This is a genomic window from Noviherbaspirillum suwonense, from assembly GCF_900182955.1.
In the GTDB taxonomy this organism is placed as follows: domain Bacteria; phylum Pseudomonadota; class Gammaproteobacteria; order Burkholderiales; family Burkholderiaceae_D; genus Noviherbaspirillum_A; species Noviherbaspirillum_A suwonense.
The window spans coordinates 149,141-163,103 of record NZ_FXUL01000008.1 but is presented as its reverse complement, the minus strand read 5'-3'; the positions used below and the strand labels follow the sequence as shown (position 1 = coordinate 163,103).

Sequence of the window (13,963 nt, the reverse complement as noted above, 5' to 3'; positions counted from 1 at the left end):
AGGTCGATCAAACCCAGCGTCGCGCCCACCGGATCGAACCCGACCTATGGCCAAAGCAGCTAGCAACGAGGATCCTTCCACGGTCGATGCTGCAGGCATCGCAAAGGCGCTCGGGACGGACCTCGATCGCGGACTCGCCGCGGCCGAGGCCGCACGCCGGCTCGCGGAAGATGGTCCCAACGAGATCCGCGCCGCGCCGCGTGCGGCGGCCTGGAGACGGCTGGCGGCCCATTTCCGCGATCCTCTCATCTACCTGCTGCTGGCCGCGATCCTGATTGCGACGGCCGCCTGGCTGCTCGAAGGCCGGGTCGGCTGGCCGGTGGATGCGATCGTCATCGCCGTCATCGTGGTCCTGAACGCCGTGCTGGGCTTCGTGCAGGAAGCCAGGGCGGAGAACGCGGTGGCTGCGCTCGGCCGCCTGACGGCCGTGACATCGTCTGTCATCCGCGACGGCCATGCGATGCGCATCCCGAGCGCGCAACTGGTGCTCGGCGATCTGCTCGTGCTTGGGGAAGGCGATGCCGTGGGGGCCGATGCGCGGCTGGTACAGGTGTCGACGCTGCGGGTGCAGGAAGCCTCGCTGACCGGCGAAAGCGAGGCGGTGCTGAAGGACACGGCCACGCTGGGCACCTTGTCGGCGCTCGCCGACAAGGTCAACATGGTGTTCAAGGGAACGGCGGTTGCGCAGGGCACAGCCCGCGCGGTCGTCACGGCGACCGGTGCGGACACCGAAATGGGCGCGATCGCCGAAATGCTCGAGGCCACCCGCGAACAACCGACCCCGCTGCAAAGGGAAGTCGGCCAGATCGGGCGCATGCTGGGCACGGCTGTCGTGGTCATCGCGCTTATCGTGGTGGCCACCATCCTGCTGGTCCAGGACGTTCGCGGCACGCGCGATATCACCACGGTGCTGCTGCTGGGCGTGTCGCTGGCGGTGGCCGCCGTGCCGGAAGGCCTGCCGGCCATCCTGTCGGTCGTGCTGGCGATGGGCGTGCAGCGGATGGCGCGCCGCAATGCGATCGTCAAACGGCTGTCGTCGGTGGAGACGCTGGGTTCGGCGTCGGTGATCGCGTCCGACAAGACCGGCACGCTGACCCGCTCCGAGATGACCATCGAACGCGTGATGACGGCCTCCGGCAGCACCCGCGCCACCGGCATCGGGTATGCGCCGCACGGACGCATCGAGCACCAGGGCGACGAACTGAGCGCCGGGCCGGTGTTCACCGAGAACATCGTCGTGCTTGGCGGCGGCAGCCTGGCGAGCAATGCGGAATTGCGCAAGACGGCGGAAGGCGTCTGGGAAATACAGGGCGATCCGACCGAGGCGGCGTTCCTCGTCGCCGAACAGAAACTGGGCACCGCCGAGCGGCGCAAGCGGCGCTTCCTGCGCGTGCAGGAAATACCGTTTACATCCGAACGCAAGATGATGTCCTCGATCGAACTGGACCATGAACACGATGACCAGCCCGTCGTCATGAGCAAGGGCGCGCCGGACGTGCTGCTGCAGTGGTGCAACCGCGTGCGTGTCGGCGACGACGTCATTGCGCTCGACGATGCCATTCGTCACCGCATCCTGGCCGACGTCAACACCCTGTCCGACGCGGCGCTGCGCACCCTGTCCGTCGCGTACAGACCGCTCGAGCCTGGCGAACAGGCGCAGGACGGCGAAGCGCTCGAGCATGACCTGATCTTTGTCGGGACGGTCGGCATCATCGACCCGCCGCGCGAGGAAGCGGGGCTGGCGATCCGCGAGGCGCAGCGGGCAGGCATCCGGGTCATCATGATCACCGGGGACCATCCGCGCACCGCCGCCCGCATCGCCGCCGACCTCGGCATCGTCGCGCCAGGCACGCCGGCATTGACCGGGCTGGACCTGGACGCGCTCGATGAGCCCGCATTCATGGACGCGGTCCGGGCCACGTCGGTGTACGCGCGGGTCGCGCCCCAGCACAAGCTGCGGATCGTCGATGCGCTGCAGGCCGACGGCAACGTGGTGGCGATGACGGGCGACGGCATCAACGACGCGCCGGCGCTGAAGGCGGCCGACATCGGCATAGCGATGGGCCGCACCGGCACCGAGGTCACGAAGGAGGCGGCCAGGATGATCCTCGCCGACGACAATTTCGCCACCATCGTCCAGGCGGTGCGGGAAGGGCGGGCAATCTTCGACAATATCCGCAAGTCGCTGCGTTATCTGCTGTCGTCGAACATGGGCGAAGTGTTGACGGTCTTCCTGGGCGTGGTGCTGGCGGGCGTGATCGGGCTGACCGATCCGACAGGCGCCGTCGTGCTGCCGCTGCTCGCGACGCAGATCCTGTGGATCAACCTGCTGACCGACTCGGGACCGGCGCTGGCCATGGGTGTCGACCCCGAGACCGACGATGTCATGGCCCGGCCGCCGCGCGGCCCGAACGAGCGCGCAATTGACAGCCGCATGTGGATGAATGTGGCGGGCGTCGGCGCCGTGATGGCCATGGCGACGCTGCTCACGCTGGACATGTATCTGCCGGGAGGACTGATCGCGGGCACGCACGACCTGGACAATGCGCGCACCGCGGCTTTCACGGTGCTGGTCTTCGCGCAACTGTTCAACAGCTTCAACGCGCGCTCCGCCACGACCAGCGCATTTCGCGGCGTCTTTTCCAACAAGTGGCTGTGGTGCGCGATCGGCTTCTCGGTCGTGCTGCAAGTCGCCGTCGTCCACGTCCCGTTTCTCAACCTCGCCTTCGGCACCGCGCCCCTTGCGCTCGACCAGTGGCTGTCCTGCGTCGCGATGGCGAGCATCGTGCTGTGGTTCAGCGAGCTGTGGAAGATCACGGGCCGTTTCATCAGCGGGCAGGGGGCGGGCAGGAAGGCGGTACCGGCCCCAACGGCCGTTGATTGATGCTTCGGGCATGTTGCCTGCATTCCTTGCCGGTTCGAGCCATCGCCGGGCGCTGCAGCCGATAGCGCCCGGCCGGTCAGGCGGCGCCGCCCGACGATGGCGGTGCATGCTTCGGCTTTCCCAGGCCCCTATTCATCGATGCCGATAAATTCTTGGTAAGCATGCAGCAGCGCCGGGTCCTTCAGCAGATCGAGCGAACCGAAACGCTCTATCGTCGTGCCGTGGCGGCCGCTCTTGATCAGGGCAAGCACATCGCCACGGCTTCCGAAGGCAAAGAAAGCGCCGCGATAGCCCAGGGTGTTCGGCACGATGCCTTCCCCAACCAGCGATGCGCCTTCGACCCGCAGCGGCTTTTCGTCGACCAGCGAGGACTTGAAGCCGTCGTAGCGGGCTCCCAGCACCCGTTGCAGCGTCGGCGCGAGGAGCGCCGACACTTGCTTGTCGTGCAGCCGTTGACCGGCAAGCGCCTGCAATTGCGGCCAGCGCAATGCATGCCGGACGCCGATACTTGCCGCAGGCGGATTACCTATGCCCGCTGCAGCCGGCGCCTCAGCGTCGGCCTGCGCCGTGCTGCACATGCATGCAAGCGCAAGCGCCGCAGCGACCAGGATGCCGCCCGCCGGTACCCGGCCTACTTGCAGCCGGCCCTGGATATCAGAAGCCATAAGCCTGCTTCATTGCCGGATTGTCGACCTGGCGGAAGCCATTGGCGTCGAGAACGTAGGCGTCGAAGTATTGCCTGGGCACGACCAGCGCGACATTGCTGGAGGCGAGATAGCCGGTAAGGGTCGCATCGTTGAACGGCGCGGTATTCCCTTGCGGGAAAGGCGCATAGAAACTGCCCAGGTGATTGGGCACGAAGGCCTTGGGCTTCAGCACCGGCAGGGTGAGTGAGGCGACAGGCTGGCCGCCTGCGCCTATCCACAGGTCGACCGCGCTGAGTCCCGCATTGGCCATTGCGGTCTTCAGGCTGTCGATCGGCTTGCCGTAGTTGACGCCATCGGTGATGTTGTCCGTCACCAGGTCTTGCGGCGCACCGGAGTTGGTCACGAAGAAGGTCAGCTGGCCGTTGGCGGCGGTCCTGACGGTGAACAGGTAGCCCCGGTTGCCGCCGCCATTGGGAAAGTCCTCGGCCACGCCGCCGCGCAGGTTGCCGTTCCCGTCCGGCTTGGGCACTGCCTGCAGCTCCACCGGATCGTGCTGCTCCGGGTTGAGCTCATGGGTGCCGCTGTGATTCCAGCGCACGACCCGCATCGTGACGTAATCATTGAGGACGATGGTCTCGCCGCCGTTGACCGTCGTGCATTGCTGGGCCGGGACGCCCAATGCCTGGACCTGGAAACAGGTGGTCTTCGAGCCGACGATCGGCGCCTTGGTGAGCTGCGCCCAGTACGGCGTGTCGAAGCTGTGATCGAAATGGCTATGGCCCGTGAGGAGCAGGTTGATCGGACTGCCGGTGCTGCTGCTGAGCACGCCGTTGACCTTGTCCACGGACGCCCTGTCGATTGGCCATGCCGCCTTGGTAAACGCCAGGCCGCCCCCGCCGCCCGAGAAATAGTCCTGCGGGATGCGCGACATGTAACCGTCCATCATGATGTTCAGGTCGCCGATTTTAAAGGTCCAGTTGGATACGCCAAACCAGGTCATGCGCACTTCGGTCGGCGCCACCTTGCCGGAGGCAGGGACCAGCACAGTGGCCGATGCCGCGCCGCCATTACCGGCGTTGTCGTCATTATCGCTACCGCCGCAGCCGTAAATGCCGACAGCGACAAGCGCGGCGACGGCGGTGGCATTCAGGATTTGTTTCCCTACGATAGAAACGGGTTTTGAATTGCGCATGATTTGTCTCCGGGATCGATTTATTTTACGGATGAGCTCATCGTCAGTTTGCTTCATGCATGCAATAGATCCTGAACCCAATTGCGTATTTCAAATTATCCGCCAATAATTTTGATCATGCTGACGATGCATAAATGCCGGCAGAACCGGTGTTAATTCAGGGATAAATGCGTGGCCCGTTTTGGATTCCAATCACGTTGAAATGCGAAACGAACCCTGTCTGTCGTTCCTTCGCCTGCACGAGAAATAGCTTATTTTTGAAGCGCGTAATCGGCGTAATCATTGCCCATGCAAACGGGCAGGGCCTTATCTGACGCGCCTAGTCCGGCTGCCGCGCAAAGCCGATGAAGAGAGCCGGGCTTTATGTACGTGCTGCTCGCGCGGAAAAGAAATTGCGGCCTGCCTGCAGGATCAAAAACATTGCAATGACGGCGGCAGCGGGCCATACGACGATATAGCTGGCAATCGATCCCCACCAGACCAGCGTCATCTGCCAGGTGGACGACGCTTTGGACGGAAGATTAATGGAAAGGCGCGTTCCGATGTGCGCAAGCGCTGGCACATCATGCAACACCTGCGCGTTGAACAGGTATCGCCCCGGCTTTACCCGGAAGCCGCCCACTTTGCGGTCGACTTCCGCGGCCGACCAGGCGATTGCTCCGAAAGTATCGTTTTCGCCGGAAGCCGCGATCGAACCGTCATGCAGTTTCTTCAGTGACCACCGGACAGGCACCCTGACTCCCGAAGGAATTGGCTGCCCATCCCTGTACGCCCAGTCTCCCAGCAGCGTCTTCAATTCCTGGAATGGCAGGCTGGCCCGTTCGAATACGAGGTTAATTTCGTAATGCTCCGGAATGGCGACTTCGATCTCCCTGTTTATCGTGCCGGAAGGGGACAGCGTGATTGCATCGTCCAGGGGTTTTGCGGTAACCCGGTGCACCCAGGCCGGAAAGAGCGAAAGCCAAAGCATGGTCAGGATCAAAAGGGCAAGAAGCTTTTTTTGCCGGCGAAGGTAATGCACGAGATTTTGCATGGGTATGACAGTTGAGAAATCCCGCGCAGGATGACCCGATTAAAAAATGATGAAAGGCAATTTTAATTGGAAATGACGGTGCAGGTGAATCATCGCCTGCAGCAGCCATCGAATTGGATGGATTGATCACAAGCCGGAAGGGCATTTTTTCCAAATGTTTGATCCGAACGAATCGAACATCAATGTGCAGCTAATTACAATATTATTTTCATAAATGGAAGGCTGGCATGCCATTTCGTTCATGTAGTTCGATCGTGATCCTTGCTGCATTGTGCGCAGCTGTCGCAGGCTGTTCCAAAACCGACCCCACTGCTGCCGCAACTGCGACGAGCGCGCCGGTCGCAGCGTCCTTGCCAGCCACCAAAGCGGACGCTCAGGTTTCCTATGAGGTGGTTACGGTCGAACGTCCCGAGTCCGTCGCCGACTTTCACAAGCTGTACAAGGCGCGCTACGACATGTGCGCCGGAGTGAGGGAAGCCAAAAAACTTCCTCCGCCGCCAGCAATGAAGGAGCCGCCGGCCGACTTCATCTCGAAGCGGACAACCTTTGCCAGCGACGGCAAGGCCTATCTTGTAAAAAACGAGTATTTCCAATACGACGTGTCCATGACAATGCCGGCTCCCACTTGCGAAACGAGCGAGCAGAAAGTTTCTGACACGGAGTTGGTGCGCGACGGGAAGATGTACTACGCCGCGATCGATAATGCGGGCAAGCGCGTCAGTGAACCGCCGGGAGAATGGGCCATGCCGCGCAAGAATAAAGAACATGTTTTCACAGAACCAAAGGTGGTCAAGGGCTTTGCCGTCAAGTGCATGCCGATGCTGCCGAATTCGGACAAGCTGCTCACCGAGCTGTGCATCGCGGATCTGAAGCCCGGCACGCTGACGCACGTTGGTGGTGAACCGATCATTCTTTCTTCCCGCGTGACCATCATCCAGAAAATGTCGGGGGCAGTCTTAACCGAACCGGTATCGGTCAAGGTGGGGCGGAAGATCGACACAGCGATGTTCGACGCCGCCGCCGCGCCCTGATGCCTGCGCATGCCCTTAAGCCTTGGTTGAAACCGCGCGCCGAATGAAACCTGGGAACAGGAACGCGTCGCCACGGGCCGGATCGAAGCCGGCTGCGGACGGCCTCCCGGGCCGTTCCGCCGGGATCGCCATTGTCAGGTCACGGCGCCCGGCACATGTAATTCAAAGCCATTCTTTCCGGCGCGCTTCGTGATGTACAGTGCCGCGTCCGCCTTCCTGAGCAATGCATCGGGGTCGTCGCCGTCATCCGAAACCGCTATGCCCACGCTGGTGGTGACGATGCGGGGAGGGCCATCGATGTCGAAGGGAACGCCCATCGCATCGACGATCTTCTCGGCGGCGCGCATTGCTTCATCGGGTTCGTGGATTCCTTCCAGCACGATCACGAACTCGTCGCCGGCAAGCCGCGCCACCAGGTCCGCTTCCCGCACGCTGCGCTGAAGGCGGGCGCCGAACTGGCAGAGAACCTGGTCGCCTGCGGCATGCCCGAGCGTGTCGTTGATCGATTTGAAATTATCGATGTCCAGGTAAAGGCAACCCACCTGCAGTCCGCAGCGTCGTGCGCGTGTAAGCGCCTCGGCCAATCGGTCATGAAGCTGGTTTCGATTAGGCAGCCCGGTAAGGGCGTCGATGCGCGTCATCTCCATCAGCCGGGCCTGGATAAGCTTCATGTCCGATATGTCGGTCACCATCGTATAAAAGCCGACGACCTTGCCTGCGGCATCGAAGTCCGGCGTGTACTGGAATTTCAGGTGGCGTTCAATGCCGTGGACGGACATGGTGCGCTCGAACGACACCCGCTTGCCGCCCAATGCCGCATCGACTTCGGTTTTGATCGACAGGTACATTGCATCGCCAAACATTTCCCGCATGGTTCGCCCGACCATGGCCGGCAGGTCCGCGCCAAAGACGTGACGGTAATAGGAATTATGGAAAACATAGCGTTCCTCCGCATCGATATAGGACACCAGCGCCGGCAGGCTGTCGGCGATCATGCGCAGGCGCTTCTCGCCGCGCGTCAGGTCGGCCTGCAGGGAACGCAGATCCTGATTCAGGCTTTTCTGGCCGGCCTCGCTTTCCTCGAGGCGACGGAAGCTGTGCAGCGCGAAGCGGCCGCTGAAAACCATTACCGCGAGGATGACGGCGAACACCGCGGCGGCTGCAGTCAGGCCTTCCTCGATGCCGTTCGTCCATGCTTCGCTCGCGATGCCTACCGATAGCGCAAGGGGGAGGCGGTCGAGGGTCTGGAACGAGTAGATGCGCTGCTGGCCGTCGATCAGGCTCTGGTGTTCGTAGCTGCCGTTCGGCGAGATTTTGACATGCCGGTAGAATTCCGTTTCGGTGATCACCGCGGCAAAGGACTCCTTGAAACGCGGCTCGCGCGCAATGATCTTTCCATCCGTATGGATCAGGGTGATCGACAGGCTGGGCTGGAATAAGGCATTCCGAAACACGCGCGCAAATACGCTGGCGTCGATCGATGCGACGACAATGCCGATGAGCTTTCCGCCCGGCGTCATGACCCGCCGGCTCAGAAAAAACAAGGGCCTTTTCGAGATCCGGCCGACTTCCGGCGCGTCGACGAACAGTCCGCGTTCTTCAGGCCCAAGGTGGGCGACGAAGTAGGGCCGGTCCGCATAGGAAATGCCCTGGATGGGCAGATTCGTCGAGGACGTCACGCCCATGCCCTGCGCATCGATGAACGCCATCCAGAAATTGTCGTCCGGCGCGCCATTGGACGGCGCCAGGATGCCCCGTATCGACGCCGCGGAAGGCGTCTTCTCCTCCCCAAGCTTTGCAATGGCTTCCGTCGCGTGCAGCAGCGCCGAATCAACGACAGCAATCTGGCTGCTGACGTGTGCGCCCATTGCCTGGGAAAAGCTCTTGGTCTGCCAGAGCGCCGTATTGCGATCGTTCTGATAATCAGAATGGATTTTCCAGCCCATGAGCGCGAGCAGCAGCAGCACGAGAAAGCTGAATCCCAGCAGCAGCCGCAGCCGGAAATTAGCATAGGAAGAGCGCTGCAGGGACGCGAGTGAAGTTGTCATCTGGCTGAAATTCCTTACACCGACGTTCGAAGTCGCAGGCATGCGCGCTGGAGACCTGGCAGTTCGCACGCCTCGCCCCTGGTAGTGAAAGGCGAAAAATGCGTGGGCGACAAAGCCACGGAGGGTACCATGAACTTTGTTAAACCAAGAGTTCCTCCATAAGTCAAAATCTCCGTCGGCAAAGGCATGGGCCCGCCGCTAACGGCGACACGTTCCTGCCTGTCGCCGTGGACGGAATAATGGACATCGCAGCTCAGGCGGGACGGCGTATCGGCAGGGACCAGGGATCCGGGTCGACGGCTGCAACGGCCAGTCGAAACATCGGGTTCTATCATCCGGCATCGTCGCGTTCCAGCAAGCGGCAGGCCTTTCATTGAGACCGATGCCGGAACATCGCTAATGGCGCCCTGACGCTTTGATTGAAACTCGCCAGATGCATTAATTATGGTTTAATCTAAAATGCTGCATCACTGCAATTCACGGTTTCGGATCCTGACTTGACGTATACGCGAACTGCACGCTGTCGCGAAATAGTTGGTTGCGATGATCCATGGGGGTCCAGCGATTTTCTCAAATTACGGCTGGTCTCCAACCTGAATGCACATGCGCACTTTTATCCAAACCGCCCCTGACTTCACAGCGATCTTTGCCGCAACCGCAAGCGGGTACCTGATCCTCGATACCGCGCTCATGATCGTTGACGTGAATGGCGCTTACCTGGAATTGACGCGGCGGAACAGGGAAAGCGTTCTTGGCAGATACCTGTTCGATGCATTTCCCGCCAATCCGCTGGAGCCTGAAGCCGATGGCGTGAAGACCTTGCATGAATCGCTGGAACGCGTCCTGCAAACCGGCGTTGCCGACCGGCTCGCCGTGTTGAAGTACGACATTCCCACCGGGACAGGGGACGACGGCGCATTCGAGGAGCGCTACTGGAGTCCGATCAATACGCCGGTATTCGACGATCAGCGCCGGCTCACGCACATCATTCACCATGCGGTGGATATTACCGAGCAGGTGCTGTCCGAAAATGCGCTGCGCGAAAGTGAAAGACGATTCCGGGCCCTGACCAACGCGACGACGGACGTGATCTACCGGATGAGCCCGAACTGGACGCACATGCATCAGCTCGACGGACGCGGCTTCCTGAAAGACACGACAGCGTTCAGCGAATACCGGCTTGCCGATTATGTTCCGCCTGAAGATCTGGAATTTGTCCGGACGGCCATTGAGCGAGCCGTTCGCAATAAATCGACGTTCGAACTGGAGCACCGCGTCTTGCGCACCGACGGAAATCGTGGGTGGACCTATTCGAAGGCCGTGCCCATCCTCGACGCCGGAGGTGAAATCCGTGAATGGATCGGTTCCGCGAGCGACATTACCGTGCGCAAGCTTGCAGAGGAACAGCTGACAAGCGCCAGCCGCCGGAAAGATGAGTTCCTCGCGATGCTGGCGCATGAGTTGCGGAACCCGCTGGCGCCGATCAGCGCGGCGGCGGACCTGCTTCAGTTGGCGAAGCTGGACGACCCGCGCATCAGGCAGACCAGCGAGATCATTGCGCGCCAGGTCAGGCATATGACCGGCCTGGTCGACGATCTGCTCGATGTTTCCCGAGTGACCCGGGGGCTGATCACGCTGCAGCGCAAGGCGCTCGACGTCAAGCGCGTTGTGTCGGATGCCGTTGAACAGGTCGGCTCGCTCATCGAGGCGCGGCGGCATCGCCTGACGGTGCATCTGCCGCCCGAGTCCGCCTGTGTTTCCGGCGACGCCGAGCGGCTGGTGCAAGTCATCACGAACCTGCTTAACAATGCAGCCAGGTACACGCCGGAAGGCGGGACGATAGACCTGCGGGTCGATCTGAGCAGCGACATCGTCGCAATCGTGGTAAAGGACAATGGCATCGGCATTGCGCCGGATTTTCTGACGGGCGTGTTCGACATGTTCAGCCAGGCGCAGAGGACGGCAGACCGCTCCCAAGGCGGACTGGGCATCGGCCTGGCATTGGTCAAGAGCCTGGTCGAGCTGCACCAGGGAAGCGTCGCGGTGCATAGCGGGGGACTGGGCGAGGGCAGCGAATTCACGGTCCAGCTGCCGCGCCTCGCTGCGCCCGGAAACAGGACGCCGCAGGCGGAGAACCGCATGGAGCAGGCCGGCGCGGCCGGCCTGCGGCTCATGGTCGTCGATGACAATGTCGATGCCGCCAGCATGCTGGCAATGTTCCTCGAAGCCGCAGGCCATCGCGTGATCGTGGAAAACGACTCGCGCTGCGCACTGCAGCGCGCATGCACCGACTGTCCGGATGTCTTCCTGCTCGACATCGGCCTGCCCGATATGGACGGCAACGAGCTGGCGCGGCGACTGCGCGCGCAGCCAGGGTCAGCGTCGTCGATGCTGATCGCGGTGACCGGCTACGGGCTGGAGCAGGACAGGAAAAACACGGCGGCGGCCGGATTCGATCATCACTTCGTCAAGCCGGTGGACATGGCGAAACTGACCGTGCTGCTTGGGGAGCTTGCCGCTTCGAAGGCCGGGCGTGCAATGCGGGATGGGCCGTGAGACCCGGGTGCAGGCGGTGAGCCGCAGGTAGCGCTGCTGGCGGCGCATGGCCCTCGCTTGCGCGGGAAAATCGCGGCAGGGCATGGTCGGCGCAGTGCGTGGACCTCGCGCGTGCCGGATGGCGTGCGCAAAGCTGCAATCAAGCTGCTGTCAGGCTTGCCGCCGTTGAGCGGTACAGGCAATGCTCGCGCAGCGGGTGCCCCACGGGAAGCGACGGATGCTCGAACGTGGCCGCGTCCCTGCGCATGCCGAGACGCCGCATCACCGCTTCTGACCGGGCATTCCGCACGGAAGTAAATGAGACGACCTCCTCAAGCGACAGCGACATGAAAGCGAATTGCAGCGCCGCCCTGGCGCCTTCCGTGGCGAGTCCCTTGCCCCACCAGGCCCGCGCCAGCCGCCAGCCAATCTCCACGCATGGCGAAAATGGAAGCTCGACCGCCGGGACATGCAGCCCGATGAACCCCATGAACGTTCCGGACGCCTTGTCTTCCGCAGCCCAGAAGCCCCAGCCGCGGCCGGCGATGAGGTCCGCGCACCGTTGCGCCATTGCCCGGCTCTCTTCCTGGCTCAGGGTCGAAGGGAAGAACTGCATGACTTCTTCGTCGGACGTCAGTTGCGCGAAGGCCGGGAAATCCGTGGATTTCCATTGGCGAAGCAGGAGCCGCTCGGTTTCGATTTCCTGGATGGCTGGCATGGCATGGTTAATCGGGATGCTGGAATCGCAATCTAGCACGTGGCACGGCGGGCGCTGGTTTCCCGGTCTCCGTCCAGATGAGCGGCGCAAGGTCAGCGCCCGAAAACGCCTAGGCAAGGCGGCAGAGCGGGTCGACGCCTACGGGGATCGGTCAGGCTGTCGGCCGTACTCGACGTGCGCCGCGTCGGCGGCGTCGGGCGACCGAGCCGCGCTGGAAGACAGTCCGCCAATCTGAGGCCGGGCGCCGGGGAGGTACCGGGAGTGGGCTGGTCAATTCTTCAGTCCGCGACTACCAGCCTTCCCGGCGCAGGCAACCGCCGTCGGCGCGCGGCGATCTCCCACACGCCATCCCGAACCGCATTGAGTACAATCGGATGCCGCCCTGGCCAACCTCACAACCTTCTGGATCGCCACCCGATGCAAACATTGCCGCTGCGACTTCGTCCAGGACAGGACTTGCGGGCCTCGCTCGAATCGGTGCTGGCCGACCATCGAATGTCCGCCGCTTTTGTGCTGCAGGGAATAGGCAGCCTGAGCGCCGCCCAGGTCCGTTTCGCCAGCGTGTCCGGGACGACCGCAATGCACGGCAGCCTGGAGATACTGACGCTCGCCGGGTCGCTGGCGCCGGACGGCGCGCATCTGCATATTGCGCTGTCGGACGCGCAGGGACGCGTGTTCGGCGGACATGCCGGGTATGGATGCATTGTCCGCACTACCGCTGAAATCCTGATTGCGCTGCTGCCGGATGTCCAGTTCAGTCGGCTTCCCGATGCGGAATCGGGCTACAGGGAACTGGCGATTCGAGCTGTTCGTCCTCCAGGCGGTGCCTGAACCGTTCGTAGGACGCATCGACCCGGCAAACCACCGGATTGCGCGAGTCGCGGCTCCATTCGCACCATCCGCCGTCATACAGGCTGATCCGCTCCCACTTCATCAGCCATGCATAGAAAAAGGCCAGCGACGCACGCCAGCCGGTGCCGCAGTAGAACACCGTGCGCCGGTCGGGGCCTATGCCCTTTTCCTTCCACATGCGGCGGATGTCGGAAGCGGCCAGCATCCTGCCCTGCGCATCATGGAACTCGCTCATGCTGCTGACATCGTCATCGCCGCCCGAGCGGCCCCACAGCGAACCCGCAATGTCGCCCTTGGCCGGTATATAGCTGTAGCCCGATGTCCTGCCGATGTATTCGTTCCATGTACGTATGCTTGCCAGGCAGGCATCGGGCCGGGCCAGCAGGCTCCTGACCTCGTCGATATCGACCAGGTACTCCGGGTGCGCCGGGCAGGGGCAGCCGAAATCGCCGGCGGCCGGCAGGCGCGGCATGTGCCCTTGTTCGAGCGGCAGATGCAGCCGGGTCCACGCGGCAAAGCCGCCGTCCAGGAAGCGCACGTCCTCGACGCCGGCATACAGCATCAGGTGCGCTGCGCGGGCTGCCGCCAGCGGGTCCCGTGCATACAGCACCACGGTGGTGTCGCGGCGTATCCCGCAGTCCAGCAGCAGGGCGATCAGTTCCGTGTCCGCGACCCTGTTCCACAATGGCCCGCGCTCGAATTCACAGGTGTCGACGTAGTTTGCGCCGGGAATATGGCCCTGCAGGTAGGCCTCCTCCGCATTGAAGCCGATTTCCAGCAGGCGCCAGTCGCTGGCCGGGGCTGCCGCAACCTGCCGGCCGGCGGCAAGGCCTGCAAGCCATTGCGCGGATACCAGGTGCTGCCACCTGGGCAGGTCATGGCGAAATCCGGAGGCAGGGGTCGTATCGTTATCGGTCATCCGCGGTCAATGCGTCTCTACAAAGTCGTCCAGCCTTGCCGCGACAGGGAAGCAGCGTGTATTCCCGGCATGGCATCTGTCCGGCCGGGACGAGCGTCCAGGCT

10 protein-coding genes are annotated in these 13,963 nt (G+C 62.6%); 4 read left to right on the top strand and 6 right to left on the bottom strand.

What is annotated here, in order from left to right; all coding sequences use genetic code 11:
* Positions 1–46: 46 nt before the first annotated feature.
* Positions 47–2,884, top strand: a complete 2,838-nt coding sequence (locus QOL82_RS12695) for a cation-translocating P-type ATPase (RefSeq protein ID WP_283442643.1) — start codon at positions 47–49, stop codon at positions 2,882–2,884.
* Between the two features lie 128 nt (positions 2,885–3,012).
* Here the strand turns inward: QOL82_RS12695 and QOL82_RS12690 are convergent, their stop codons facing one another.
* The 3 genes from QOL82_RS12690 to QOL82_RS12680 form a co-directional block, all read right to left on the bottom strand.
* Positions 3,013–3,549: a hypothetical protein gene (locus QOL82_RS12690; protein ID WP_283442642.1), complete on the bottom strand. Its 537-nt coding sequence runs from the start codon at positions 3,547–3,549 to the stop codon at positions 3,013–3,015.
* Positions 3,539–4,723 carry an MBL fold metallo-hydrolase gene (locus tag QOL82_RS12685; protein WP_283442641.1) on the bottom strand — a complete coding sequence of 395 codons (1,185 nt, stop codon included), beginning with the start codon at positions 4,721–4,723 and terminating at the stop codon, positions 3,539–3,541. The genes QOL82_RS12690 and QOL82_RS12685 overlap by 11 nt, the downstream gene beginning before the upstream one ends.
* A 361-nt stretch (positions 4,724–5,084) precedes the next feature.
* Positions 5,085–5,756, bottom strand: a complete 672-nt coding sequence (locus QOL82_RS12680; RefSeq protein WP_283442640.1) for a DUF5625 family protein — start codon at positions 5,754–5,756, stop codon at positions 5,085–5,087.
* A gap of 227 nt (positions 5,757–5,983) precedes the next feature.
* Between QOL82_RS12680 and QOL82_RS12675 the strand changes: the two genes are divergently transcribed.
* Positions 5,984–6,787 carry a hypothetical protein gene (locus QOL82_RS12675; RefSeq protein ID WP_283442639.1) on the top strand — a complete coding sequence of 268 codons (804 nt, stop codon included), beginning with the start codon at positions 5,984–5,986 and terminating at the stop codon, positions 6,785–6,787.
* A gap of 134 nt (positions 6,788–6,921) precedes the next feature.
* Here QOL82_RS12675 and QOL82_RS12670 read toward each other — a convergent pair whose 3' ends face one another.
* On the bottom strand, positions 6,922–8,835 hold the full coding sequence (locus QOL82_RS12670; RefSeq protein ID WP_283442638.1) for a bifunctional diguanylate cyclase/phosphodiesterase: 1,914 nt from the start codon (positions 8,833–8,835) through the stop codon (positions 6,922–6,924).
* A 603-nt stretch (positions 8,836–9,438) separates the two neighbouring features.
* Here QOL82_RS12670 and QOL82_RS12665 point away from each other — a divergent pair.
* Positions 9,439–11,391, top strand: coding sequence for a PAS domain-containing hybrid sensor histidine kinase/response regulator (locus tag QOL82_RS12665; protein WP_283442637.1), 1,953 nt, complete (start codon positions 9,439–9,441; stop codon positions 11,389–11,391).
* Positions 11,392–11,530: 139 nt separating this feature from the next.
* Here QOL82_RS12665 and QOL82_RS12660 read toward each other — a convergent pair whose 3' ends face one another.
* Positions 11,531–12,088 carry a GNAT family N-acetyltransferase gene (locus tag QOL82_RS12660; RefSeq protein ID WP_283442636.1) on the bottom strand — a complete coding sequence of 186 codons (558 nt, stop codon included), beginning with the start codon at positions 12,086–12,088 and terminating at the stop codon, positions 11,531–11,533.
* A 417-nt stretch (positions 12,089–12,505) separates the two neighbouring features.
* Here QOL82_RS12660 and QOL82_RS12655 point away from each other — a divergent pair, with 417 nt between their 5' ends.
* Entirely contained in the window at positions 12,506–12,919 is a 414-nt protein-coding gene (locus tag QOL82_RS12655) for a PPC domain-containing DNA-binding protein (RefSeq protein WP_283442635.1), read from the top strand.
* On the opposite strand, the gene QOL82_RS12650 is transcribed toward QOL82_RS12655, so the two are convergent.
* Complete coding sequence (locus tag QOL82_RS12650; protein ID WP_283442634.1) at positions 12,843–13,859, bottom strand: sulfurtransferase; 1,017 nt, start codon at positions 13,857–13,859, stop codon at positions 12,843–12,845. The genes QOL82_RS12655 and QOL82_RS12650 overlap by 77 nt on opposite strands.
* Between the last annotated feature and the right edge of the window lie 104 nt (positions 13,860–13,963).